This window comes from uncultured Mediterranea sp. (genome assembly GCF_902493215.1).
Classification (GTDB): Bacteria; Bacteroidota; Bacteroidia; order Bacteroidales; family Bacteroidaceae; genus Bacteroides.
Window position 1 is genome coordinate 150,130 of record NZ_CABUOL010000001.1, and the last position, 26,936, is coordinate 177,065.

At 51.1% G+C, this 26,936-nt stretch carries 22 protein-coding genes; 15 read left to right on the forward strand and 7 right to left on the reverse strand.

Going from position 1 to position 26,936, the window contains the following annotated elements:
• Positions 1 to 387: 387 nt before the first annotated feature.
• Positions 388 to 1,458, forward strand: a complete 1,071-nt coding sequence (locus tag RDO88_RS00580) for a M20/M25/M40 family metallo-hydrolase (RefSeq protein WP_307757499.1) — start codon at positions 388 to 390, stop codon at positions 1,456 to 1,458.
• Between the two features lie 30 nt (positions 1,459 to 1,488).
• Here RDO88_RS00580 and RDO88_RS00585 read toward each other — a convergent pair whose 3' ends face one another.
• Entirely contained in the window at positions 1,489 to 3,360 is a 1,872-nt protein-coding gene (locus RDO88_RS00585) for a right-handed parallel beta-helix repeat-containing protein (RefSeq protein WP_307757500.1), read from the reverse strand.
• A 161-nt stretch (positions 3,361 to 3,521) separates the two neighbouring features.
• Here RDO88_RS00585 and RDO88_RS00590 point away from each other — a divergent pair, with 161 nt between their 5' ends.
• A complete protein-coding gene (locus RDO88_RS00590; RefSeq protein ID WP_307757501.1) occupies positions 3,522 to 4,403 on the forward strand; it encodes a helix-turn-helix domain-containing protein in 882 nt (293 codons plus the stop codon).
• A 28-nt stretch (positions 4,404 to 4,431) separates the two neighbouring features.
• Here RDO88_RS00590 and RDO88_RS00595 read toward each other — a convergent pair whose 3' ends face one another.
• Genes RDO88_RS00595 through dut form a run of 4 tightly spaced genes read right to left on the reverse strand, consistent with a single transcriptional unit; the run spans position 4,432 to position 8,550 of the window.
• Complete coding sequence (locus tag RDO88_RS00595; RefSeq protein WP_307757502.1) at positions 4,432 to 5,721, reverse strand: peptidoglycan DD-metalloendopeptidase family protein; 1,290 nt, start codon at positions 5,719 to 5,721, stop codon at positions 4,432 to 4,434.
• Entirely contained in the window at positions 5,718 to 6,302 is a 585-nt protein-coding gene (locus RDO88_RS00600; RefSeq protein ID WP_307757627.1) for a DUF4292 domain-containing protein, read from the reverse strand. Before RDO88_RS00600 ends, RDO88_RS00595 begins: the two co-directional genes overlap by 4 nt.
• Positions 6,303 to 6,304: 2 nt before the next feature.
• Positions 6,305 to 8,086 carry a tetratricopeptide repeat protein gene (locus RDO88_RS00605; protein WP_307757628.1) on the reverse strand — a complete coding sequence of 594 codons (1,782 nt, stop codon included), beginning with the start codon at positions 8,084 to 8,086 and terminating at the stop codon, positions 6,305 to 6,307.
• 32 nt (positions 8,087 to 8,118) lie between these two features.
• Positions 8,119 to 8,550 (reverse strand): dUTP diphosphatase, encoded by a 432-nt coding sequence (gene dut / locus RDO88_RS00610; RefSeq protein ID WP_307757629.1) that lies wholly within the window; start codon positions 8,548 to 8,550, stop codon positions 8,119 to 8,121.
• A 131-nt stretch (positions 8,551 to 8,681) separates the two neighbouring features.
• On the opposite strand from dut, the gene RDO88_RS00615 reads away from it, so the two are divergent.
• A complete protein-coding gene (locus RDO88_RS00615) occupies positions 8,682 to 10,013 on the forward strand; it encodes a deoxyguanosinetriphosphate triphosphohydrolase (RefSeq protein ID WP_307757503.1) in 1,332 nt (443 codons plus the stop codon).
• Between the two features lie 45 nt (positions 10,014 to 10,058).
• Here RDO88_RS00615 and RDO88_RS00620 read toward each other — a convergent pair whose 3' ends face one another.
• Both RDO88_RS00620 and RDO88_RS00625 read right to left on the reverse strand, forming a co-directional pair.
• Positions 10,059 to 11,027: a GNAT family N-acyltransferase gene (locus tag RDO88_RS00620; protein ID WP_307757504.1), complete on the reverse strand. Its 969-nt coding sequence runs from the start codon at positions 11,025 to 11,027 to the stop codon at positions 10,059 to 10,061.
• Positions 11,028 to 11,060: 33 nt separating this feature from the next.
• Positions 11,061 to 11,882, reverse strand: coding sequence for a 1-acyl-sn-glycerol-3-phosphate acyltransferase (locus RDO88_RS00625; RefSeq protein WP_307757505.1), 822 nt, complete (start codon positions 11,880 to 11,882; stop codon positions 11,061 to 11,063).
• A 232-nt stretch (positions 11,883 to 12,114) separates the two neighbouring features.
• Between RDO88_RS00625 and RDO88_RS00630 the strand changes: the two genes are divergently transcribed.
• The 12 genes from RDO88_RS00630 to ftsA all read left to right on the forward strand — a co-directional run bounded on the left by RDO88_RS00630 (position 12,115) and on the right by ftsA (position 26,921).
• Positions 12,115 to 12,618 (forward strand): sigma-70 family RNA polymerase sigma factor, encoded by a 504-nt coding sequence (locus RDO88_RS00630; protein ID WP_307757506.1) that lies wholly within the window; start codon positions 12,115 to 12,117, stop codon positions 12,616 to 12,618.
• 487 nt (positions 12,619 to 13,105) lie between these two features.
• Positions 13,106 to 14,020, forward strand: coding sequence for a 16S rRNA (cytosine(1402)-N(4))-methyltransferase RsmH (gene rsmH / locus RDO88_RS00635; RefSeq protein ID WP_307757507.1), 915 nt, complete (start codon positions 13,106 to 13,108; stop codon positions 14,018 to 14,020).
• A gap of 20 nt (positions 14,021 to 14,040) precedes the next feature.
• On the forward strand, positions 14,041 to 14,394 hold the full coding sequence (locus RDO88_RS00640) for an FtsL-like putative cell division protein (RefSeq protein ID WP_307757508.1): 354 nt from the start codon (positions 14,041 to 14,043) through the stop codon (positions 14,392 to 14,394).
• Positions 14,395 to 14,418: 24 nt separating this feature from the next.
• On the forward strand, positions 14,419 to 16,545 hold the full coding sequence (locus tag RDO88_RS00645) for a penicillin-binding transpeptidase domain-containing protein (RefSeq protein ID WP_307757509.1): 2,127 nt from the start codon (positions 14,419 to 14,421) through the stop codon (positions 16,543 to 16,545).
• A 28-nt stretch (positions 16,546 to 16,573) separates the two neighbouring features.
• Complete coding sequence (locus tag RDO88_RS00650; RefSeq protein WP_307757510.1) at positions 16,574 to 18,025, forward strand: UDP-N-acetylmuramoyl-L-alanyl-D-glutamate--2,6-diaminopimelate ligase; 1,452 nt, start codon at positions 16,574 to 16,576, stop codon at positions 18,023 to 18,025.
• Positions 18,026 to 18,065: 40 nt separating this feature from the next.
• On the forward strand, positions 18,066 to 19,334 hold the full coding sequence (gene mraY, locus RDO88_RS00655) for a phospho-N-acetylmuramoyl-pentapeptide-transferase (protein ID WP_307757511.1): 1,269 nt from the start codon (positions 18,066 to 18,068) through the stop codon (positions 19,332 to 19,334).
• 8 nt (positions 19,335 to 19,342) lie between these two features.
• Positions 19,343 to 20,677 carry a UDP-N-acetylmuramoyl-L-alanine--D-glutamate ligase gene (gene murD, locus RDO88_RS00660; protein WP_307757512.1) on the forward strand — a complete coding sequence of 445 codons (1,335 nt, stop codon included), beginning with the start codon at positions 19,343 to 19,345 and terminating at the stop codon, positions 20,675 to 20,677.
• A 59-nt stretch (positions 20,678 to 20,736) separates the two neighbouring features.
• The gene (locus RDO88_RS00665) at positions 20,737 to 22,047 is read left to right on the forward strand and encodes an FtsW/RodA/SpoVE family cell cycle protein (protein WP_307757513.1); all 1,311 of its coding nucleotides are present in this window, start codon (positions 20,737 to 20,739) and stop codon (positions 22,045 to 22,047) included.
• A 24-nt stretch (positions 22,048 to 22,071) separates the two neighbouring features.
• Entirely contained in the window at positions 22,072 to 23,235 is a 1,164-nt protein-coding gene (murG, locus tag RDO88_RS00670) for an undecaprenyldiphospho-muramoylpentapeptide beta-N-acetylglucosaminyltransferase (protein WP_307757514.1), read from the forward strand.
• Between the two features lie 7 nt (positions 23,236 to 23,242).
• The gene (gene murC / locus RDO88_RS00675) at positions 23,243 to 24,619 is read left to right on the forward strand and encodes a UDP-N-acetylmuramate--L-alanine ligase (protein WP_307757515.1); all 1,377 of its coding nucleotides are present in this window, start codon (positions 23,243 to 23,245) and stop codon (positions 24,617 to 24,619) included.
• Positions 24,620 to 24,744: 125 nt separating this feature from the next.
• Positions 24,745 to 25,482, forward strand: a complete 738-nt coding sequence (locus RDO88_RS00680) for a cell division protein FtsQ/DivIB (protein ID WP_307757516.1) — start codon at positions 24,745 to 24,747, stop codon at positions 25,480 to 25,482.
• Between the two features lie 50 nt (positions 25,483 to 25,532).
• On the forward strand, positions 25,533 to 26,921 hold the full coding sequence (gene ftsA, locus RDO88_RS00685) for a cell division protein FtsA (RefSeq protein WP_307757517.1): 1,389 nt from the start codon (positions 25,533 to 25,535) through the stop codon (positions 26,919 to 26,921).
• Positions 26,922 to 26,936: the final 15 nt, after the last annotated feature.

Here is a 26,936-nt window from a genome sequence, read left to right on the forward strand (position 1 = left end):
CCGCGAAGGCAGAAAAGGCGCCCGACAGCTGTAAGAAAATCAGAACGTTCCATCCCCTTCCCGTTTTTCAGGTATTTTTCAGGTGCAACCTGAAAGCCTTTCAGGCCGGACCTGAAGACCTTTCAGGTAGGGACTGAAGACCTTTCAGGTACGGCCTGAAAAGTATTCAGGTTTTTCCGGAATGCTACCTGAAAAAATCAATACTGATTATCAGACGCTTAACAAGAAAATCGACATCAGAAGAAAATCGGGCCGGAAAACCTGCGGCACAACCGGAAAGGAGCATTTTACGTACACATTATTTACCATCCGGCCAAAGAAAAAGCAGGCAAAGCCAAGCGCAGTTCCGAATTTATCCGTATGTTTGCAGAAAAAACAAGAGAAGACATGAAATACGACATCCCCACCCTGACCTCCGAGGCCGTCGGCCTGCTCAAGTCATTGATAAGCATCCCCTCCGTCAGCCGCGACGAGGAGCGGGCAGCCGACTGCCTGCAACAGTACATCGAGCTGCAAGGCATGCAGACGGGCCGCAAGGGCAACAACGTGTGGTGCCTGGCACCCGGCTTCGACCTGAAGCGCCCCACCCTGCTGCTCAACTCGCACATCGATACCGTGAAGCCCGTACAAGGCTGGCGCAAGGACCCCTATACCCCCCAGCTCGAACCGAACGGCAAGCTCTACGGCCTGGGCAGCAACGACGCAGGCGCCAGCGTGGTCAGCCTGCTGCAGGTGTTCCTCACCCTGTGCCGCACGGCGCAACGCTACAACCTCCTCTACCTGGCTTCGTGCGAAGAAGAGGTGTCGGGGCGCGAGGGCATCGAAAGCGTGCTGCCCCAACTGCCGCCCATTGCCTTTGCCCTGGTAGGTGAACCCACAGAGATGCAGCCCGCCATCGCCGAAAAGGGGCTGATGGTGCTGGACGTCACCGCCACAGGCCGCTCCGGCCATGCCGCCCGCGAGGAGGGCGACAATGCCATCTACAAGGTATTGGAAGACATCGCTTGGTTCCGCGACTATCGGTTCGAACGGGTTTCGCCTCTGCTGGGCCCCGTGAAGATGAGTGTGACGATGGTCAACGCCGGCACGCAGCACAACGTCGTGCCCGACCGCTGCACGTTCGTCGTGGACATCCGCAGCAACGAATGCTATACCAACCAGGAACTGTTCGAGGAAATCAAGAAGCACATCCACTGCCAGCCGCAGGCCCGTTCGTTCCGCCTGAGCTCGTCGCATGTGCCGGCCGACCATCCGCTGGTGCGCCGTGCCGTAGCCCTGGGCCGCACGCCCTTCGGTTCACCCACCCTGTCGGACCAGGCGCTGATGCCCTTCCCCTCCATGAAGATGGGGCCCGGCAAGAGTGCCCGCTCGCACACGGCCGACGAATTCATCTTCGTCAAGGAGATAGAAGAGGCCATCGGGCTGTATCTGGAGTTGCTGGACGGGGCGGAGCTGTAACACTCCGCCAGCCCAGGTCCACAATCACTCTTACCACACCCTGATCCGTTTGCCTTCAATCTGCTCCAGCGGACCGACGACGGTATGTTCCGCACGTTCCCTTCCCCGGTAATCCTTATTCAGGGAAACAGGTGTACCGTCTGCGTTCTCGTAAGCATAATTGGAGAGGCGTGCCTTACCCAAACGGGCCGCATCAATCCTTCCGGCTGCTGGCAAGCCGGTCGCCTCATCCGGCAGAATCAGATAGACTTCCTGCCCGGCTTCTTCAACCCGAATGTCGGAAAGGGGGCGGTCGTACACTTCACCTTGACCATCGGCGGCAGGCAAGGCACCGTTGCAGAACAAATTGCCGGCTGCCTGAATGGGCCATTGGGCCGATTTATATCCGGCCAGTCCATATTGCCCTTTACCATCCTTGCGCCCCAAGAAGATGTTGTTATAATAACGGTGGTCGCCATGGACAATGCTCTTGAAACCTTTGATTTCGGTAGAATGATTCAGATGATAGGGAACGTAACGTCCGTCGTCCACACCGCGAAAACTACCGGAGAACAAATTGTGTACGTATGCAATGCCATCTGCATTTTCTTGAACTGACAGGGGAGAAAGGAAGATATTATTGTCTACCACCATCGGACCGTGGTCTACTTCCGTAAAGAGGTCATAACTTCGGTTCTCATATAAAAGATTGGAAGAGACACGTGCGCCTTGTGACATCCAGTCCAGCCAGATGCCAAAATTTCCACTGTCGTGGATGCGGTTATGGTGGATATAGGTATCGATGGCACCATGCAGTTTGATACCGGCCATCTCAGCTCCTCCGAACTGTTGTTTGCACAATATATTATAGATATGGTTGCCATAAATCTCACTGAAAGCCCCTCCCATACTGCCACAAATACCGGTCTGCTCGCAATCGGATATGATGTTGTTGCGTACGATGTGCGATCCGACCTGTCCTTTGTTCCATCCGTGGCGAAGCACATTGAATATGACTTCTATATAATGATGGGTACCGTCCAGACGCTTGTCCGTACAATCCAGATTATGACCGCTTCCGCGTTCCTTTCCCAATATAATACCATTGCTCCGTGAATTCTTAATCACATTGTCCTCTATAATCCATCCTTTGCACCAGTGGGTACTGACCATACCGACCTGCTCGGCAGTAGGAGCAGCCCATTGCGTAGCTGCCTGACTGACATGAAACCCACGGAAAGTTATATAGTTCAAACCTTCGCGTGTCGGGTAAAAGCATGTGGGACGTACGGAGATTTCTACGGTCTCCTTATTGGGATTCACCGTACCAAAACGGGCATAGATTGTGGTTACGTCAGCACCGACCTCGGCATACCAGAAGGCAGTACTTCCTTGAGGGTCGCGGACGGTATAGACTGTGTCAGGATGCAAGACCTTCTCCACACTTTGGGCCTCATATAGAGAGACATCGTTCAGATAGACATCAGCTGTATGGAAAACAGTTCCTTTCGGTTTCCACAACCAGTCGCCGAACAGTTCATCGTTGAACGGATTGTAATTTCCGAACAGAGCATTGTCTACCACTGCCACCCAGACTCCCTTGGCCCGCTTGTCCGCCTTCCATTTCTTCACAACTTCCGAGCCTTTCAGCTCGGCTTTCTCACCCGGAGCCACCCGGTAAAGGATACGTTTGTCATCGCTCTCCCCGCCATACAGCGGATTCACCCACTCCCGATAGACACCATCGTGAACCGTCACCGTATCGCCCGGCAAAGCCAGCTGTGCTGCCCGATTGATGGTCCGTAACGGTTTTTCAAAACTTCCCGCATCCGCATCGCTGCCCTGAGGAGACACATGATACTCCCGGGCATGAACATTCACACACAAACAAAGTACCAGCCCTACTACAATTCCCTTTTTCATGATTCCATCACATTTAAAATTTCATTGATACAAAATTAGGGAAGTTAAAGAGATTTGTCATTGTCGGAAAATGGCCTATTCATTGTCTGTTTATTGTTTTTTCATCTCCCAAGTTTGTACAATCCAAACAAAGTGTCTACTTTTATACAAAAAACAATTATATGGAACTGGGATTTCAAGGCGAACGTTTCCTCTACATTCCACCCGAATGCAAACCGGCTGGAGACAATCTGACAACAAGCGACTTATATCTGTATGCCATGGGATATTTTCCACATGCCGCCTACCACTACATCGACCGGCCGGAAGGTTGCAATGAATACCTGTTCATCTACTGTACACAAGGAAAAGGGTGGATTGAGCTATATGGCAAGCGATTCCCGCTGACAGCAGAACAGTTCATCATATTACCGCGCCGCACGCCTCACCGCTATCAGGCCGACCAACAGGACCCCTGGACTATCTACTGGCTGCATTTCAAAGGAAGAAAAGCAGTTTTCCTGGCCAAGGATTTTGACAAGCCTTGTTCCATAAGCCCCAATCCGTACTTTGCCAAAGAGAAGCGTATCAACCTTTTTGAAGAAATATACAGTATACTGGATAAGGGGCTTACACCTCCCCACATACATTACGCCAACTTATGTCTTGGACACCTTCTGGCCACTTTCTGTTTCTCCGATGTACTGGCAGCTCCTTTCCAACAGAAGGAATATTCGGAAAACGTCATGAAACGGGTCATTCAGTACATGAACGAAAACATTGAAGGGCATATAACAATAAAAGAACTGACCAACTTCTGCGGATATTCACCCTCTTATTTCCATCGCAAGTTCATCAAAGAAACAGGTATCCCTCCTATGAAATATTATATGAAACTGAAAATAGAAAAAGCCTGCCAGCTACTTACCAGCACCAACATGAAGGTCAATCAAATCGCCTATAAACTTGGCTTCCAGGATCCGCAACACTTTGCACATGTGTTTACAAGCACGATGGGAGTATCTGCCAAAGAATTCCACCGGCTACATTCCAACCTTCGATAATCCTTCATCTGGAATTTCGTATCTTGTATCAGCGGTTAAGCCACGGCTCGGGGTTGAGCTTCTCCTTCTCCTTGCGCAACTGGAAGTGGAGTACCGTGCGTCCGCCGTCTGCCCCGTCTGAGAAGATGGGGCCGAGTGTCTGCCCCGTCTTCACTACATCATCTGCCTTGACCGAGGCCGAGGAAAGGTTGCAATAGACGGAGATGTAGGCTCCGTGACGCACTAGGATGTTGAACAGCCCGTTCAGCTGGAACACGGCAGCCACTTTTCCGTTGAACACAGCCCGTGCCTGTGCTCCCGGCTTGGCCTGGATATCGATGCCCTTGTTATCGAGCTTCACACCCCGCAGGCCGGGTACGGTGTATTCGCCGTAATGGCTGGTGATGATGTAAGGTCCTGTGACGGGAACAGGCAGCTTACCCCGGTTGCTGACAAAACTGCCGGAGAGTTCGCGGTCGGCCTTGTTCATGGTATAAGCCTCCAGCGGAGCCGCCTTGGGCTTCGTAGCAGAACCGTCACTCTTGCTCTCCCCTTTCTTGCGGGCAGCCGCTTCTTTACGTGCCTCCTCTTCGGCACGCTTGCGCGCCTTCTCTATTTCTTCGGCTATCAGGCGGTCGATACGGGCATTCAGCTGGTTGGCCTCCTTACGTTTCTTGCTGATTTCGCTCTGCAGGCTGCGTTGCTTCTTGCGCAGACTGTTTACCAGTTCCTTCTGCTCTTTCTCCTGTTTCTCGAGCGTAGCCTTTTCGTCTTCGCGTTCTTTCAACAAGCCTTCCTTGGCCTTACGCGCCTCGGTCAGCTCTGTACGCTTGTCGCTGATCTGCTTCTGCTTCTTCTGTATCTCCTCGCCCTGCATGCGCTGGTAGGAAGCATACTCGCGGACGTAACGCAAACGGCGGTACGTCTGCTCCAAGGTAGAAGCAGAAAATATAAACAGCAACTTATCCTGAATGGTGTGATTGCGATAAAGGTAGTTGACCGAAGCCGCATACTTGTTCTTCTTGTCCTTCAGTTCCTTTTGCAGCTGGGTGAGTTGACGTTGCAGGGAAGCCAGTTCCTTGTCTATCAGGTCCACGTCGCGGTTGATGGCAAGGATATAACGCCTGCGTTCCTCAATCTGCCCCGTCAGTGCAGCCAAGCCCTTCAGCTGACTACCCACATTTTTTGTGGTAGTCTTCAGCAAGCTTTCCGACTCGGCAATCTGCTTCTGCAGAGCACCGCGCTTACTTTCCAGCTCCTTAATCAGCTTGTTAGACTGGGCCATCAGAGGACACAGCAGACAGAAGCATGCCGCCAACACACACCAGACCCGTTTCATAAGCTCATCAGCATTTCGAGGATTTCATACCATTCCACCTTCTGATAGCGCGAAGAAAGCTGTGTGGGAGTCATATTGAAAGGTTTGGTGGAGAAGTCGGTCAGTTCTATCTTTCCCTTTTCCATCGAAGGGATACCCAACTCTGTGCCGGTCAGTGTATTCTTGCCGCCGGGACGCGACGCGGCATAAAGCAGTTTTTCCAGATGCTGAAAGGTCGCTTTCTTGGGAAGCACGCCTTTCAGTTCCCGACGTGAAGCCTGTACATACCGCTTGCCCATACGGTCCACCAAAATCACTTCATCGGGAGTAATATCGATACGGGCAACCTCCGAACGCAATATCGGCATGAGGAAAGAAAGCTGCATACGCTCGCCTGCCTTCAGTTTCATCGTACCGTTGACCGTCAGTACGGCCTCCTTTGTCGGTACGGTCAATACAACTTTGGACGACAGAAAACCTGTTTCAGGCCTGTCGCTTCCAGTCTGTCGGGAAGTCTTACATCCGGCCAGCCCAATCAGCAAAGCCATCAGACACACCAACCGCAATAACGGCCGGAAACGTAAAAGTTCGGTTGTCTTCATCATCATTCAGTCTTTTTTTCCGGTTCTGGTATATATTTCCGTAACTCTATCTTCTGCTTCAGTGTCTTCGAGTCACTGCCCATATCGAGAGCCTGCTGCCAGTATTTCACGGCTTGTTCGACCTCATTCACCATATAATAGATGTCGCCGCAATGTTCTACCACCTCGGCACTCTTTTCTTCTTCGCTCTTCATGGCCTGGTCGATATACAGACGTGCCTGGGCATAATTGCCTTTCTCGAACAATATCCAGGCATAGGTATCCAGATAAGTGGCATTCTGTGGTTCGGCCTTCACCGTCTTGTAACTCATTTCCTCTGCCTTGTCCAAGTTCTTACGTTCCAAGGAAAGATAGTAGGCATAGTTGTTCAAAGCACCGACATTATTGGGATTATAAACCAAAGCTGAATCGTAAGCGGCATAAGCTTCCTCATTACGATTCTTCGTATGCCAGGCATCGCCGATGATAGCATAAAAATTGGACACCATTTCTTTATTACTGTCTTTGGTAACATGCGCCAACGCCTTACGGCAGATGTCAAGAACGTCATCCATACGTTCAGCCTGAATATAAGCATAGGACAAGTAATAATAAAACTCCAGCATGTCCGGGTTGGATTCTACACCCGCCTCACACAAGCGGATGATTTCCTTGTAATCTTCTTTCCGTACCGCTTCACCCAACAGTGTCATGCGGGCTGCCGTGTTGGTAGGATCAATGTCTATCACTTTATTGAGTACCGGTACCGACTGCTTGTTCATACCCTTGGAAAGAAGGTATTGGGCATAAAGCATCGGCATGTTGGCGTCGTCGGTATCCTGTCCCATAATTCGGTCGAACAAAGTAATGATACGTGTACTGTCTTTACCGGCCTGTTCGTTCTGCACAATCAGGCGGCGCATCACTTCCATTTTAGTAGCCGGTTCCACTTTCTTGTTCAACAGAATGGTATCGAGCTGCTGGTCATAAAGTTCCTTCTGCCCGGTTTCTTCGTAATAAGAAGCCATCGAGTAAAGAGCCATCGCATTGTCCGGCTCTTCAGCCAGCACTTTCTGATAAAGTGCATGGGCTTCTTCTGTCTTGCCATTTTCCAGATAGACATCACCCAAGACAACCTGATAACGAAGGTCATTAGGATATTCCGTCACCAAGCTTTCCATCTCACGGAATGCATTCTTACGGTCGTCCTGTTGCAGATAAATACGGAACTTTTCCATACTGATCTGTTCGCTCTTGCCTAACTTCTCTTCCAACCGGTTGAGCAGCGCCAGCACCTTGTCGTATTGTTGCTGCCGGTTATAAACGTCCAGCAGGTTGTAAATCGGGTCCAGTTTGTCGGGAAAGCGTACCGCCATATCCTCCAGCAAAACGACTGCCTTGTCCATTTCCTTCTGCTGCTGGTATAAATTCACCAGCCCCTGCGCATACCAATAATTGTCCGGAGCATAGTGAACAGCCTTCTCCAATGAAGCCGCAGCCTGTTTTTCCTCCTTCAAGGCCATATAATATTGGGAAAGCTCAAACAAGGCGGAAGGGGCATTGGGACGGATACGAAGGCAATGTTGCAGCAGGTCGAATGCCGCATCATACTTTTTCAACGTCTTCATCCGCACAGCCTCCAAAAAGAAATAGTCATACTTACGCTGGAGTGCCGGCGCCAAGGTATCTGCCGAAACCATCTCTACCGTATCCGCTGGAACGCTTCCCTTACGAAGCATTCCGCACGACATCAACAAACATAGCGAGAGCACCGCTCCCAGCCATTTGTTCAGATTATATTTCATCACTCGAATCATTCGTTTATCATTCACAGACTTCACACACCGGTATGTCCGAATCCTCCGGCTCCACGTTGAGTTTCATCCAGCACTTCCACTTCTTCCCAGGCAGCCTGCTCATGGCGGGCTATCACCATTTGGGCAATACGCTCACCGTCGGCAATGACAAACGGCTCGGCAGACAGATTGACCAGAATCACACAAATCTCACCCCGATAATCGGCATCTATCGTACCGGGAGAGTTGAGTACCGTCACCCCCTTCTTCAAAGCCAATCCGCTACGCGGGCGCACCTGTGCCTCAAAACCGGGAGGCAAGGCAATATACAGTCCGGTGGGCACCAGACAACGTTGCATGGGGGCGAGGGTCATCGGTTCGGACAGGTTGGCACGCAAGTCCATACCCGCCGACAACTCGGTGGCATAGGCCGGAAGCGGGTGCTTCGAACGGTTGATAATCTGTACTTTCAGCATATTTGGTATCGTCTTACTATTTTTATGTACTAATTTAACGGGCGAAAGTACGGATTTTGAAGCAAATAGTCATACATTTGCAGTTAAATTATAGTAACCGGATTTGTATTTTATCAAACATCAAGCCCATGATGAACTGGAATACCCTTCTGTCAGCCAAGCGTTTCGGACTGGAAGAATACCATCAGGAACGCCACGAGAACCGTTCTGAATTCCAACGCGACTACGACCGGCTGGTCTTCTCAGCTCCCTTCCGCCGCCTGCAGAACAAGACACAAGTTTTTCCTCTGCCAGGCAGTATTTTCGTGCACAACCGACTGACACACAGTCTGGAGGTATCGTGCGTGGGACGTTCACTGGGCAATGATGTCGCCAAGGGTATTCTGACCCGCCAACCGGAACTGCAACAAAGCTTCCTGCCGGAAATCGGTGCGATAGTTTCGGCCGCTTGCCTGGCTCACGATTTGGGCAATCCACCGTTCGGTCATTCGGGCGAACGGGCCATTTCGACTTTCTTCTCCGAAGGGAAAGGCCTTGCCCTGAAAGAGGCACTCACAGAAGCTCAATGGGAAGATTTCACTCACTTCGAGGGCAATGCCAATGCCTTCCGCCTGTTGACCCATCAGTTTGAAGGCCGGCGCCCCGGAGGGTTCGTTCTGACCTATTCGACCTTGGCCAGTATCGTTAAATACCCCTTTTCATCGAGTCTTGCTGGAAAGAAATCTAAATTCGGCTTCTTCCTCAGCGAAGAAGAAAGCTTCCGACGCATTGCCGAAGAATTGGGGATGACCAAACTGAATGACCAACCGTTGAAGTATGCCCGCCACCCGCTGGTTTACCTGGTAGAAGCCGCCGACGACATCTGTTACCAAATGATGGACATTGAAGACGCACACAAACTGAAGATACTGACAACCGATGAAACCAAAGAACTGTTTCTCTCTTATTTTGACGACACACGCAAGGCCCATAGAGAGCAAACACTGAAGATTGTAAACGACGTGAACGAACAGATAGCCTACCTGCGCTCCAGCGTCATCGGCCTGCTGATACGCGAATGCACCCAGGCCTTTCTGGACAATGAAGAGCAGATACTGGCCGGCACCTTCGACGGACCGCTCATCAAGCACATCAGTTCCCTGCCGGCATCGGCCTACCGCCACAGTTCCGACGTGTCTCTGGAGAAAATTTACCGCTCGCGCGACGTGCTCGACATCGAACTGGCCGGTTTCCGCATCATCGGTACCCTGTTGGAATTGATGACCGAAGCAGTTTGTTCGCCCGAAAAGGCCTACTCCAAGCTGCTCATCAACCGTGTATCCAGCCAGTATAACATAAAATCGCCCGTATTCTATGAAAGAATACAGGCGGTATTGGATTACATCTCGGGCATGACAGACGTCTTTGCCCTCGACCTTTATCGGAAAATCAACGGAAACAGTCTGCCGGAAATCAGCTGAAGCTTCCCCAACTCTTTTCCAGCAATCCCTCTCAGTTCTATCCGTTTATGCCTTCTTGTTAAACATGAAGCGACTGACATCCTGCTCGTTCTCTACGAACGACTGGATGTGGCGGATGCGTTTCTCAGCCAGAATTTCATCCACAGCTATCAGGATACCTGTTTCCTCCACATCGCCAAACTCATAGTTGATGGCCGTACCGAACATACGCATTGTAGGACTCAGACTCATATAAGCATTGACCAACGGAGGAATGTTATAACCAACCTTGCGGATTTCAGCGTTCAATATCTTATAATCTTCCTTGAAGGAATCCTGACAGAACAGAGCGGCCAGGTCTTTCTCATCGGCTTCCAGTTTCAAGGGTTCAATAGGCACAACCAATCCATCCTTATCGGCAAAATGTTTATGCAGGAAATAAAGTATCATGTCGCGGCTCAAACGATGATAGCTGGGGTACATGGTCACCTTTCCGAAGAAATACTTCACATTCGGCATTACGACTGTCAGTGCTCCCAAGCCGTCCCACAAGTTGTCGAGGGCAAACAAGCCTTTGCTGTCCGTACGGGTGGACTGATACTCCAATGTAACAAACGAACGTCCCAGTTCAATGGTCGTAGGCAGATATTCCTTGAGGAACTTCTCCGAGAAATGGAACATGTGCGAAGTGGCCAAAATAGGTGCTCCCTTTTCATCGAAACGCACATCCGTCCCCAACAGATAGCGGTATCCTCCCAAAATTTCCTCTGCTTCGGGATTCCACACAATCAACTGCTTGTAGGGGTTTTCCATTGTATCATACTCATCAATGTCCATCGACATGCCTGTTCCCCCTCCGGCTGCCCGGAAAGCAATTTCACGCAAACGGCCGATTTCACGCATCGTATTCGGCGCATCGTGTGCCGTGACAATGTATATCTGATTATGGCTGCGGTTGGTCATGCGCAAACGCTTGTCTTCCGTCAGCTCCGCTTTCAGCAACTGTTTGTCTACCGGTGCTATAATCTCTTCCATACTCATACCTAATATTCTATAAACTCAGTGTCCTTACAATTTATATACGATGTCCTTTACATACTGTGCCCACTCGACGGGTGTCTTCGATTTATCAAAGGTCTGCCAGGGGATAGGCTTTCCGATGGTCACAGTAAAGGTCTTATGCCGATTCTTCAACATCTCGTCGGCCAGATACAACATGGCGATGTTGAACTTGATACCCAAGAATTTGCACAGATTGGCCAGATTATAGAAGAAGTCGGAGTTCCGTCCTTCGAAATGAATGGGGACAACATCCCGATGATGCTCCACGCTCTTTACGATAAATGCCTTCTTCCAATCCAGATCGGCTATCACTCCACCTTTCTGGCGACGGGAACAAAGGCCGGCCGGAAACATGATGAGCTGATTGTCCGAAGCGAAACCAGCCTCCACCAGTTTCGGAAAATCTTTTGCCTGACGGCCTGTCTTGTTAATGGGAATGCACAAAGGAGCCAATCCATGCAGGTTCATCAGCAAATCATTCACCAGATATTTCACCTTGCCGCCATAGTGTTTGCCGAGCACGTAGCCCAAAGCAATGCCATCCTGCCCACCCAACGGATGATTGGAGACAAATGTACACAAGTTACCTTCGGGCAAGTTCTCACGGCCTTTCACCTCAATCTTGGCATCCAGAAACTCCAGGCATGCTTCCAGAAAATCGACGCCGACCTTATCTTTCGATTCGCGCAAGAAGACGTTCAATTCGTCCTGATGGACGATGTGCTTCAGATACGAAACGACAAAACGCGGCACGTACTTTGACTGCTTCGGAGCTTTCTCCCGAAGAATCCTGTCAATGTCGATTAAAAACAAAGAGTCATCTGCCATTCTTTCATTCAGATAAAATAACTGCGCAAAATTAACGCTTCTTTTTAATTCTAAGCAAGACTTTGACAGAAAATACACCTGAAAACTATCAAAAACCACCCGAAAACTATCAATAAACAGATTTTCCCCCTATTATTGCCTGTTTTCAGGCGACTGGAGACGCAAATAGTCCGTATCATTGCAACGTCGAAATAAAAGAACGACAATTAATCATTTAACACGCACGTAGAATATGAACAGTGTAACATTTACAAAAGCTTTGGTAAGCATGCAGGACGATCTGCTCCGCTTCGCTTACAAGCTCACCGCCGACCGCGAAGACGCAAACGACCTGCTTCAGGAAACCTCCTTGAAAGCCCTCGACAACGAAGATAAATATACTCCCGAAACCAACTTCAAAGGATGGGTCTATACCATCATGCGCAATATCTTCATCAACAATTACCGCAAGATGGTACGCGACCAGACTTTCGTTGACCAGACGGACAACCAATATCACCTGAACACGCCAAGCGAAAGCTATACGGAGAGCACCGAAACAGCCTACGACCTGAAAGAGATGCACCGCATCGTCAACGCACTTCCCAAGGAATATCGTGTGCCGTTCTCCATGCACGTGGCCGGATTCAAGTATCGCGAGATTGCCGAAAAGCTGGACCTCCCTCTGGGTACCGTGAAAAGCCGCATCTTCTTCACACGCCAGAAGCTGCAACGCGAACTGAAAGACTTTGTATAATTCTCCCTAACCTCTGTCACTTGAGGTATAAGCGTCTGAAAAGAGACCGCGTATATTTTTAGTTGTGCAAACGAAAGGACAGGCTCCACCCGAAGCCTGTCCTTTCCATTTATCAAGGCCTTCCTCCAAAGAAAGACTTTTCCGCCACCAACCAACCTCATGCCTACGCCGATTCTAAAAACGGCATCCATCGCCAACGAAAAAAAGACCGAATGTTCTGCAACAGAAAAAACAATGTTTTCTTGCAAAGAAAGCAATGTTTTGCATCGGAAAAAGCAATGTTTTCCACCACTTCCGGCACAGAAGCGCAATTTTCCTCAGAAAATAACGTTTTCACTTAAAGTATCATTCGCACAAGCCGACAGAACCCTCTGCAAACAAAGGATTTAAAGCTGTTGAAAACTTGTTCATTGATTTTAGCAAAAACCTTGCCCGTAATTGTAGAGAAATGTGTACTTTTACAGCCGTTTATATAACTAAGGTGTAAATGGCAACAGAAGAAACGACATATCACATCCCCGTGCTGCTGAAAGCCAGCGTAGACGGTATGGACATCCGCCCGGACGGCACGTACGTAGACGTGACCTTCGGCGGAGGAGGACACTCGCGCGAAATCCTGTCCCGACTGGGCGACGGAGGACGGCTGCTGAGCTTCGACCAGGACGAGGATGCCGAACGCAACATCGTGAATGACCCGCACTTCACCTTCGTGCGAAGCAACTTCCGCTACCTGCACAACTTCCTTCGCTATTACGGCGTAGAGCAGGTGGACGCCATCCTGGCCGATCTGGGTGTATCGTCCCATCACTTCGACGATAGCGAACGGGGATTTTCCTTCCGCTTCGACGGCCAGCTGGACATGCGCATGAACAAACGCGCAGGCCTGACGGCGGCCGATGTGGTGAACATGTACGACGAAGAACGCTTGGCCGACATTTTCTACCTCTACGGCGAACTGAAGAACAGCCGCAAGCTGGCCTCGCTGCTGGTCAAGGCGCGCAATACGCAGAAGATAGAAACCATCGGCGAATTCCTCGACCTCGTGAAGCCTCTCTTCGGCCGCGAACGCGAGAAGAAGGAGCTGGCCAAGGTATTCCAGGCACTGCGCATCGAGGTAAATCAGGAAATGGAAGCCCTGAAGGAAATGCTCTATGCCGCCACCGAAGCCCTGCGCCCGGGCGGGCGACTGGTCGTCATCACCTATCACTCGCTGGAAGACCGCATGGTGAAGAACATCATGAAGACGGGCAACGTAGAGGGCAAGGCCGAAAAGGACTTCTACGGCAACGTACAGACGCCCTTCCGCCTCGTGAACAACAAAGTGATTGTGCCCGACGAAGCGGAGATTGCCCGCAATCCCCGCTCACGGAGCGCCAAACTGAGAATTGCTGAGAAACGATGAGATAAAAAGGAGACATTGCAATGGAAAGCAGAGAAGAAAACATCGCGCAACCTGAAAAGAAGAGCAGACACGCTTCCTGGAAAAGCATTGTGGGAGGAGACATACTGGCCACCGACTTCTTCCGCCGGCAAACCAAACTGCTGGTGCTGGTCATGGTGCTTATCATCTTCTACATCCACAACCGCTATGCCTGCCAGCAGCAGATGATAGAGATTGACCGGCTGAAGAAGGAGCTGACCGACATCAAGTACGACGCGCTGACACGCAGTTCCGAACTGATGGAGCGCAGCCGCCAGTCGCGCATCGAGGAATATATTTCCACCCGCGAGAGCGACCTGCAGACGGCAACGACTCCACCCTACCTCATCAAGTAAAACCACAACCTGCAACGAACAACCATGGCTGTAAACAAAAAAAATATAATGACCCGCTACTTCTTCGTCGTGCTGCTGATGTCATTGATGGGAATAGCGGTGGTAGTCAAGGCCGGCTTCATCATGTTTGCCGAACAGGGCTATTGGAAAGACGTGGCCGACCGCTTCGTGCGCGAGGGTGTGCCCGTCAAGCCCAACCGTGGCAACATCCTCTCGGCCGACGGCAAGCTGATGGCCAGCTCCCTGCCCGAGTACCGCATCTACATGGACTTCAAGGCAGGCGGGCACCAGAAGGACACCATGCTGATGAACCATCTAACGGAAATCTGCGAAGGCCTGCACAAGATATTCCCCGACCGAAGCGCTGCCCAGTTCAAGGCCCATCTGCTGAAGGGCCGCAAGAAGGGAAGCCGCAACTACCTGATTTATCCCAAACGCATCTCGTACATCCAATACAAGGAGGCGAAGCGTCTGCCCGTGTTCAACTTGAACAAGTATAAGGGAGGATTTCATGAGTTGGCCTACAACCAGCGCAAGAAACCTTTTGGTTCGCTGGCCGCACGTACGCTGGGCGACCTGTATGCCGACACCGCCCAAGGAGCCAAGAACGGTATCGAACTGGCCTTCGACTCCCTGCTGAAAGGACGCGAAGGTATTACCCACCGCCAGAAGGTGATGAACAAATACCTGAACATCGTAGACCGCCCGCCCGTAGACGGTTGCGACATCATCACCACCCTCGACGTAGACATGCAGGACATCTGCGAAAAGGCACTGGTAGACAAGCTGAAGGAGCTGGAAGCCGTATCGGGTGTAGCCATCCTGATGGATGTGCCTACAGGCGATGTCAAGGCCATCGTAAACATGACCCGCGGACAGGACGGCAATTACTACGAAATGCGTAACCTGGCCATCAGCAACTTGCAAGAGCCGGGCTCCACCTTCAAGACAGCCTCCATCATGGTAGCGCTGGAAGACGGGAAAATCACACCCGACTATACCGTAGACACCGAGAAAGGTATCAAGATGATGTACGGACAAGCCATGCGCGACCACAACTGGTACAAGGGAGGCTATGGCGTCATCAACGTGAACCGCATCATGGAGGTATCATCCAACATCGGCGTGTCGAGCATCATCGACAAATTCTACAAAGACAATCCACAAAAGTTCGTGGACGGCCTGAAGCGCATGAGTATCGATCAGCCTCTGCATCTGCAGATACCAGGCGAAGGCACCCCCAATATCAAGGGACCGAAAGAAAAATACTTTGCCAAGACCACCCTGCCATGGATGAGTATCGGTTACGAGGTACAGCTGCCCCCCATCAACATACTGACCTTCTACAACGCCATCGCCAACAACGGCACGATGGTACGTCCGCGCTTTGTGACTAAAGCCGTGAAGGATGGTGAAACGGTGGAAGAATATCCGGTAGAAGTCATCAATCCCAAAATCTGTTCAGACCATACGTTGGAGCAGATACGCACCATCCTGCGCAACGTAGTAGGGCACGGCCTTGCCAAACCGGCAGGCAGTGATCAGTTCCATGTATCGGGAAAGACCGGTACGGCACAGATTTCGCAAGGAGCGGCAGGTTACAAGGGCGGTGTACGCAATCACTTGGTCAGCTTCTGCGGTTATTTTCCCTCGGAGCAGCCGCGATACAGCTGTATCGTTTCCATCCAAATCAACAAAGGTATCGCCTCGGGCGGTGGAATGGCAGGAAGTGTCTTCGGCAAGATTGCGGAAAGAGTCTATGCCAAGAACCTGCACTTCGACCTGAGTAATGCCGTAGACAGCACGACCAACGTCATCCCGTCTGTCAAGGCAGGTAACATGAACGAAACGGTTCGGGTACTGGAAGGCCTGAAGGTGCCAGTACAGAAAGACTTCAAGTTGGCAGACGGCCAAATTACGTGGGGGCATGCGCAACAATCACCCAATGCCGTTATCCTGCAAACGGGCGAAAGCAAAACAGGCCTGGTACCGAATGTGATAGGCATGGGAGCTAAAGACGCCGTCTATCTGCTGGAAAGCAAAGGCCTGCGCGTACAGCTCTATGGTATCGGAAAAGTAAGAAGCCAGTCCATTGCAGGAGGCAGCAGGATTATAAAGGGACAGACCGTCACCCTCCAACTGAGACAATAAACGAATGGAAACATTTTAATGGAAGATTATGAAACTGAATGAATTGCTGAAAGCTATACAACCGGTAGAAGTAACCGGCAGTACAGACATCGAAATAGCCGGAGTGAACATCGATTCACGCCTGATAGAATCCGGCCACCTCTTCATGGCCATGCGCGGCACGCAGACCGACGGTCATGCCTATATTCCCTCTGCCATTGGTAAAGGAGCTGTCGCCATACTCTGTGAGGAAATGCCGAAGCAGAAGGAAACCAATATCACTTACGTCCGTGTAAAGGACAGTGAAGATGCTGTGGGCAAGATAGCAACGACCTTTTATGGCGACCCGACCTCGAAACTGGAGTTGGTAGGCGTCACCGGTACCAACGGCAAGACTACTATTGCGACCTTATTATATAATGTATTCCGATACTTCGGCTACAAGGTCGGTCTCATCTCTACCGTATGCAATTACATCGATGACCAACCGGTTCCGACCGACCATACGACTCCCGATCCCATCACACTCAACCGCCTGCTGGGACAGATGGCCGACGCGGGATGCAAATATGCTTTCATGGAAGTAAGTTCCCACTCCATCGACCAGAAACGAATCAGTGGTCTGCGCTTTGCCGGAGGTATCTTTACCAACTTAACGCGCGATCATCTGGATTACCACAAGACGGTGGAGAACTATCTGAAGGCCAAGAAAAAGTTCTTCGACGACATGCCCAAGAATGCTTTCAGCCTGACTAATCTGGATGATAAGAACGGACTGGTAATGACTCAGAATACCCGTTCGCATGTATATACCTATTCATTGCGTAGCTTGAGCGACTTCAAGGGGCGTGTACTGGAGTCGCACTTCGAAGGCATGTTACTCGACTTCAATAATCACGAAGTGGCCGTCCAGTTTATCGGACGCTTCAACGCCTCCAACCTACTGGCCGTATTCGGTGCCGCCGTGCTGCTGGGTAAGAAAGAAGAAGACGTACTGGTGGCATTGAGTACACTGCATCCGGTTGCCGGCCGTTTCGATGCGGTCCGTTCGCCCCAAAAAGGCTTCACCGCCATTGTGGACTATGCCCATACGCCCGATGCACTGGTCAACGTATTGAATGCTATCCACGGAGTGCTGGAAGGAAAAGGCAAGGTCATCACCGTTGTAGGAGCCGGCGGCAACCGCGACAAGGGCAAACGCCCCATTATGGCCAAAGAGGCCGCCCGTCTGAGCGACCGTGTCATTATAACAAGCGACAATCCTCGTTTCGAGGAACCTCAGGATATCATCAATGACATGCTGACCGGACTCGACAAAGACGACATGCAGAAAACACTCAGCATTGCCAACCGCCGCGAAGCCATCAAGACAGCCTGCATGCTGGCACAACCCGGAGATGTCGTACTGGTAGCAGGTAAGGGGCATGAGAACTATCAGGAGATAAAAGGTGTGAAACACCACTTCGACGACAAGGAAGAACTCCAGAAAATCATGAACTGAAGACCGATTGTTAATTGTACATTGTAAACTATTCATTGTCATGTTATACTACTTATTCCATTGGCTCGACCAATATGATTTCCCCGGCGCAGGTATGTTTGCCTATACGTCCTTCCGATCGCTGATGGCTATCATTCTGGCCCTGCTGATTTCTACGATTTGGGGAGACAAGTTCATTCACCTGCTCAAACGGAAGCAGATTACCGAAACCCAACGCGATGCCAGCATTGATCCGTTCGGTGTAAACAAAGTGGGGGTACCCAGTATGGGAGGAGTCATTATCATCTTTGCAACCCTTATCCCCTGTTTGCTGTTAGGCAAATTGGAGAATATCTACATGATGCTGATGCTCATCACCACTGTGTGGCTGGGATCACTGGGCTTTGCTGACGACTATATCAAAATATTCAAGAAAGACAAGGAGGGCTTGCACGGCAAATTCAAGATTATCGGACAAGTGGGTCTCGGCCTGATTGTGGGGCTGACTCTCTACCTCAGCCCGCAGGTTGTCATCCGCGAAAACATTGAAGTAGAACAACCCGACGGACAGATTGAGGTAGTACATGCAGCTAAGGAAATCAAGGCCACACAAACTACCATTCCCTTCTTCAAAAGCAATAACCTGGATTATGCCGACATTATGGGCTTTCTGGGTGACCACGCACAGACAGCCGGATGGATTTTGTTCGTCATCGTTACCATCTTCGTCGTTACAGCCGTAAGCAACGGTGCCAATCTGAATGATGGAATGGACGGCATGGCTGCAGGTAACTCGGCCATCATCGGACTGACACTGGGAATCTTGGCATACGTGTCGAGCCACATTGAATATGCAGGCTACCTGAACATTATGTATATTCCCGGCTCCGAAGAACTGGTAATCTTCATTTGCGCCTTTATCGGTGCACTTATTGGTTTCCTGTGGTACAATGCTTATCCGGCACAAGTGTTCATGGGGGATACAGGTAGCCTTACCATCGGAGGTATCATTGCGGTTTTTGCCATCATTATCCACAAGGAACTGTTGATTCCCATCCTCTGCGGTATTTTTCTGGTTGAAAATTTGTCTGTCATCCTGCAAAGGGTGTACTACAAAGCCGGCAAACGAAAAGGTGTCAAACAGCGTTTGTTCAAACGTACACCGATACACGACCACTTCCGTACCGGCATGAACCTGATTGAACCGGGATGCCGTGTCGTATTCACCAAGCCCGAACAGCTGTTCCACGAATCAAAGATTACCGTCCGATTTTGGATTGTAACCATCATTCTGGCAGCTATTACCATTATAACATTGAAGATCAGATAACTTTAGATATGAACAGAATTGTAGTTTTAGGAGCCGGCGAAAGCGGCGCAGGTGCTGCCGTGCTGGCAAAAGTGAAAGGTTTCGACACTTTTGTTTCAGACATGGGTGCCATCAAAGACAAGTACAAAGAACTGCTGAACAAGTATGGCATTCCCTGGGAAGAAGGAGGACATACGGAAGACATGATTCTAAATGCTGATGAAGTTATCAAAAGTCCGGGTATTCCTAACGATTCCCCGATGATTCTTAAACTGAAAGCACAAGGAACGCCCGTCATTTCGGAAATCGAATTTGCCGGACGTTACACGAATGCCAAGATGATCTGTATCACCGGGTCGAATGGAAAGACCACGACCACTTCACTCATTTACCACATTTTCAAAAGTGCAGGTATGAATGTCGGCCTGGCGGGTAATATAGGAAACAGCCTGGCCTTACAAGTAGCTACCGAGCAGCATGACTATTACGTCATCGAACTGAGCAGTTTCCAGTTGGACAACATGTATAAATTCCGTGCCAACATCGCCGTACTGATGAACATCACACCCGACCATCTGGACCGTTACGACCACTGCATGCAAAACTACGTAGATGCCAAGTTCCGCATCACACAGAACCAAACGGAAGAAGATGCGTTCGTTTACTGGAACGACGACCCCATCATCCGCCGCGAACTGGCCAAACACGGCCTGAGGGCCCAACTATACCCCTTTTCAGCTGTCAAGGAAGATGGAGCCATAGCGTACGTTGAAGATGGTGAAGTGGAAATTAATACCCCCATCGCTTTCAACATGGAGCAGGAAGAACTGGCCCTGCGCGGTACACACAACCTCTATAATTCGTTGGCCGCCGGTATCTCAGCCAATTTGGCAGGTGTAAAAAATGAAGATATACGCAAAGCGTTGTCCGATTTTCAAGGAGTCCCCCATCGGTTGGAAAAGGTAGCTACCATCCGCGGTATACACTTTATCAACGATTCGAAGGCCACCAATGTCAACTCCTGCTGGTACGCCCTGCAAAGCATGACGACCAAAACCGTACTGATATTGGGAGGCAAGGACAAAGGTAACGACTACACGGAAATTGAGGATCTGGTACGGGAAAAATGCTCCGCATTAGTCTATTTAGGCCTTCACAACGAAAAGCTACATGAGTTCTTCGACCGTTTGGGGCTCCCTGTTGCCGATGTACAGACAGGCATGAAAGACGCAGTAGAGGCAGCTTATCGCCTAGCGCAAAAAGGTGAGACAGTTCTGTTAAGTCCCTGCTGTGCCTCGTTCGACTTATTCAAGAGCTACGAAGACCGTGGCGACCAATTCAAGGCCTGTGTAAGAAGTCTGTAAAACTGCTTACCTAGACTTATATATAAACGAGAAAGGAACAACCTAAAAAACTGAATAAAGTGGACCTGCTAAAAAGTATATTCAAAGGTGATAAGGTGATATGGATTATCTTTCTGGTGCTCTGTCTCATCTCCATCACCGAGGTATTCTCTGCCGCCTCTACATTGACCTATAAGAGTGGTGACCATTGGGCCCCGATTACGCAGCACACAATTCTGCTGTCCATCGGCGCTTTGATTGTCGTGTTTGTACACAACATTCCCTACAAATGGTTTCAGGCACTTCCCTACCCGCTACTGCTGGTATCAGTCGTGCTGCTGCTCTTCGTCATGATTACAGGAGTCGTCACCGGCGACCGTATCAACGGTGCCGCACGCTGGATGACTTTCATGGGGGTACAGTTCCAACCATCGGAACTGGCCAAGATGGGGGTCATTATGGGAACTGCCGTCATCTTATCAAGGGGGCAGGACGAACATGGAGCCTCTCCGAAGGCTTTCAAACGCATCATGATCATGACATGCATCGTCTGCGGGCTTATTCTACCGGAAAACTACTCGACCGGCGTACTGCTCTTCGGCACCGTCTATCTGATGATGTTCATCGGACGTGTGCAGGCCAAGAAACTGATATTGCTGGGGGGAGGACTGATAGGTGCCGTAGTACTGTTCGTATCCTTCTTGCTGGCCACGCCCAATGATACCTTGGAAAGGATTCCGATGGGACACCGCTTTACGACGGTCAAGGCACGTATTGTGGATTTTGCCTACGCCAAGGAAGTACCTGCAGCCAAATTTGATATCGACGGCGATGCTCAGGTGGCGCATGCACGTATTGCCGTAGCCACCAGCCACGTCATCGGTAAAGGTCCTGGCAACTCTGTACAGCGCGACTTCCTAAGTCAGGCATACTCGGACTTCATCTACGCCATCATCATTGAAGAGCTGGGACTTATCGGTGGCATTGTCGTTGTTTTTCTCTACATTTGTCTGCTGATACGTGTAGGACGAATAGCCAAGAAATGTGACCGTACCTTCCCGGCCTTTCTCGTGACAGGCATTGCCTTGCTGCTGGTGACACAAGCCTTGTTCAACATGATGGTAGCCGTAGGTCTGGCCCCTGTCACAGGGCAACCGCTGCCGCTTATCAGTAAGGGAGGTACATCGACGTTCATCAACTGTGCCTACATCGGCATGATATTGAGTGTGAGCCGATATACAGCCAAACTGGAAGAACAGCGTCTACACGATGCACAGATACCGATGCAAGTAGAAACAAGTCATACGGACACTACTGGCGAAGCTGTAACCAAAGAGGAAGCTGAAGAACCGACTTCACAACTGCTGAACAGTGACAGTGAATTCAAATAAGCACATATATAATAAGGTGAAAGAATGAAAGAGAAGAATATCGATTATAATAAGCCGCGCATCATCATCAGCGGTGGCGGAACGGGAGGACACATCTTTCCGGCCGTATCCATTGCCAACGCCATACGCGAACTGCGCCCCGAAGCAGAAATTCTTTTTGTCGGCGCAGAAGGAAGAATGGAGATGCAGCGTGTTCCCGATGCTGGTTACCGCATCATCGGCCTGCCGGTAGCCGGTTTCGACCGCCAGCACTTGTGGAAAAACTTCGCCGTCATCATCAAACTCCTGCGCAGCCAGTGGAAAGCACGGCAGATTATCAAGGAATTCCGTCCGCAGGTAGCTGTGGGAGTAGGCGGATATGCCAGCGGTCCGACACTGAAGACAGCCGGAATGATGGGAATACCCACCCTGATACAGGAACAGAACTCATACGCCGGTGTAACCAACAAACTGCTGGCACAAAAGGCTGACCGCATCTGTGTGGCCTACGAAGGTATGGAGAAATTCTTCCCAGCCGATAAAGTTCTACTGACCGGAAACCCGGTCAGACAAACCCTGCTCAACGACCCGACGACGCGCGAAGAAGCCGCCCATGTATTCAGTCTCGACCCCAAACGGAAAACCATCCTGATACTGGGTGGAAGCCTGGGAGCACGTACCATCAACCAAACACTGACGGCCGGCCTACCGCTCATCAAGGCACATCCGGAAGTGCAGTTCATCTGGCAGACAGGGAAAATATACATCGAACAGGTGAAGGGAGCCATCACGGCATTCACGGGTGAAGCCATACGCAACGCACGGGTGAGCAGCCTGCCCAATCTCTATGTAACGGACTTCATCAAACAGATGAACAGCGCCTATACATTGGCCGATCTGGTCATCTCGCGCGCAGGAGCCGGTTCCATTTCCGAATTCTGCCTGCTGGGCAAACCGGTCATCCTCGTTCCCTCACCCAATGTGGCCGAAGACCATCAGACAAAGAATGCATTGGCATTGGTCAACAAAGATGCAGCACTTTACGTTAAAGACATGGAGGCTGGGGAGAAACTGCTCGATACGGCCCTCAAAACCATAGCCGACGATGAATTGCTGAAACAGCTAAGCATAAACATCGGGAAGTTGGCCTTGCCCGACTCGGCTCGCATCATTGCCCAGGAAGTACTGAAACTGATCGACAAAAAATAAGAAGAACATGAATATAGAAACCATACAATCCGTTTATTTCGTCGGTGCTGGAGGCATCGGCATGAGTGCCCTGATACGCTACTTCCTGTCCAAAGGCAAACGCGTGGCAGGATACGACCGGACACCAAGCGAGCTGACTGCCCGCCTCATCGAAGAAGGTGCAGTCATCCATTACGAAGAGGATGTCAACCTGATACCGGACTGGTGCAAGGAGCCGGGCACCACACTGGTGGTCTATACTCCCGCCATTCCCCAAAAACATGCCGAGCTGAACTATTTCCGTACCAACGGCTTTGAGATACACAAGCGAGCCCAAGTGCTGGGCATCATCACCCGCAGTAGCAAGGCTCTCTGCGTGGCCGGTACGCATGGTAAGACCACGACCAGCACGATGGCTGCCCACCTGCTGCACCAGTCGGCCGTGGGATGCACCGCCTTCCTAGGAGGTATCTCGAAGAACTACGGGACAAACCTGCTGCTCTCGCAGGACAGCCCCTACACGGTTATCGAAGCCGACGAGTTCGACCGCTCCTTCCACTGGCTCTCGCCCTACATGAGTGTCATCACCGCCACCGACCCTGACCATTTGGATATATACGGTACGCGGGAAGCCTATCTGGAAAGTTTCCGCCACTACACTACGCTCATCCAACCGGGCGGTGCGCTGATTGTCCACGAAGACCTGGCCTTGCAACCCGACGTGCAGCCGGGCGTGAGAATCTACACCTACAACCGCGAGAGCGGCGATTTCCATGCCGAAAACATCCGCATCGGCGGCGGCGAAATCGTCATCGACTTCGTGGCACCCGACACGCGCATCAACGACATCCGACTGGGCGTACCCGTCAGTATCAACATCGAGAACGGTGTGGCAGCCATGGCGCTGGCCCATCTGAACGGAGTCACGGACGAGGAAATCAGACGGGGCATGGACAGCTTCCGTGGGGTGGACCGCCGCTTCGACTTCAAGCTGAAGACCGACCGTATTGTCTTCCTCAGCGACTACGCCCACCATCCGGCCGAGATTGCACAGAGCGTGAAGTCCGTTCGCGAGCTGTACAGCGACCGGAAGATTACCGCCATCTTCCAGCCCCACCTGTACACCCGCACGCGGGACTTCTACCAAGAGTTTGCCGACAGCCTCTCGCTGCTCGACGAAGTGATACTGACCGACATCTATCCGGCCCGTGAGCAACCTATCCCCGGCGTCAGCAGCCGACTCATCTACGACCATCTGCGCCCCGGCATCGAAAAATGCCTATGCAGGAAGGAAGACGTGCTCAACCTGCTGGAGAACAAGCCCATCGAGGTGCTGATTGTACTAGGTGCGGGCGACCTGGACAACTATGTCCCCGAAATAACCCGCCTGCTGGAGAAACGGTAATACGGCCGGCGTATTAGAGGTAATACGACTGACGTATTAACGGTAATATGACCGACGTACTAACGGTAGTATCGACGGCGTACTAACGGTAATATCACCTTCATCCGAAACACCAACGAAAGATTATGATAAAAAAAATACTACTTGCCACCATGCTGCTGCTGATTGTCGTCTATCTGGCAGTGGCCGTCACCGCCTTCAACCGGAAGCCGGCCGACGCCACCTGTGCCGACGTCGAGCTGGTCATCAAAGACACGGTGTATGCAGGCTTCATCACCCAAAAGGAAGTGCTCTCCATCCTCCGCAAGCAGAAGCTCGACCCCATCGGCCGGAAGATGGACGAGATACGCACCCGCGAACTGGAAGAAGCCCTATCAGGCCACCCGCTCATCGACCGTGTGGAGTGCTACAAGACCCCCAGCCACAAAGTCTGCGTCGAAGTCAGCCAGCGCATCCCCATCCTGCGGGTGATGAGCAACCGGGGCGAGAACTACTACCTCGACAATAAAGGGACCGTGATGCCACCCGACGCCAAATGCGTGGCCCACGTCCCGCTAGCCACCGGATACATAGAAAAACCGTTCGCCGTGAAGGAATTATATAAGTTTGGTGTATTTTTGCAGCAGAATCCTTTCTGGGACGCACAGATTGAGCAAATCTACGTCCTTTCGGACAAGAACGTGGAACTGGTGCCCCGCGTAGGCGACCACCTCATCTACCTCGGACGGCTGAAAGACTACGACCGCAAGCTGGAACGTCTGAAGGAATTCTACCGGAAAGCCCTCAACACCGTGGGATGGAACAAATATTCACACATCAATGTGGAATTTGACAACCAGGTCATCTGCACCAAAAGGGAATGAACCATTTATCAGAACAACAAGAAACGATTTTAACAAAACGATAAAGAAATATGGCAACAACAGATTTCATCGCCGCCATCGAGCTCAGTTCCTCCAAAATCTCCGGCATCGCCGGCCGAAGGAACAGCGACGGCAGCATCCAGGTACTGGCCTACACCACCGAAGAAGCAGCCTCCTTCATCCGTAAAGGAGCCATCTACAACATCGGCAAGGCCGCACAGGCGCTGACGTCCATCATCAACAAGCTGGAAGACCAGCTGAAAAGCTCCATTGCCAAAGTATACGTAGGCATCGGCGGACAATCCTTGCGTACGGTCAAGAATATCGTCAGCCGCACGCCTGAAGAAGAAGTCATCTCGCAGGAACTCATCGACAGCCTCTGCGACGAAAACCTGAACTGCCCCATCGTGGACATGAACATACTGGACGTGGCACCGCAGGAATACAAGATAGACAACAATCTGTACGCCGAGCCCGTAGGTGTCACCGGCAAATTCATTACCGGCCAGTTTCTCAACATCATGGCCCATACCTCACTCAAGAAAAACCTGGAGCTGAGCTTCGAACAGGCTAAAGTCGAAATAGCCGACCTGCTCATTGCTCCTACCACGCTGGCACAGGCCGTCTTGACCGAAAATGAACTCCGCTCCGGATGCGCCCTCATCGACTTCGGGGCAGACACCACGACCGTCATGGTCTACAAGAACAACATCCTGCGCTACCTCAGCGTACTCCCGCTGGGCGGTAACAACATTACCCGTGACATAGCCACCCTGCAGATGGAAGACGAGGAGGCCGAGAAACTGAAACTGCAATACGGCGACGCTCTCTATAAGGAAGACGAAGAAGCCGAAGCACCTGCCGCCTGCACCACTGAAGACGGCCGCACCATTCTGTTGGGCGAACTGAACGAAATCATCGGTGCACGAACGGAAGAGATTGTGGCCAACGTATGGAACCAACTCCAACTCTCGGGATACGAAGACCGGCTGCTGGGCGGGCTCGTTCTTACAGGAGGTGCCTCGCAACTGAGAAACCTGGAAGGAGCTATGCTACAGGTAAGCAAACTGAAGAAAATCAGGACAGCAACCTTCGTACAGGAAACCATCCGCGGTTACAACGAGCAAATCAAAAAGGACGGTACGCAAAACACCCTTCTGGCCCTGCTCATAGCCGGCAAAGAGAACTGCTGCCTGCAAGAAGAGCCCAAGCCAGTGCAGCCCGAAACGACCAAACCCGTGGACATGTTCAAAGATGACGAAGACCTGAAAGCCCAGGAAGAAGAAAACCGCCGCAAACGTGAAGAGGAAGAAAAGAAGAGAAAGAAGGAAGAGGAACAACGGCGGAAGAAGGAAGAGAACAAGAAGAAAAAGTCAAGCTGGTGGAGGAAGACGTTGGACGACCTCTCGGGCGAACTGTTCGACGATGACAAAATGTAATCACTAAAAAAGCAA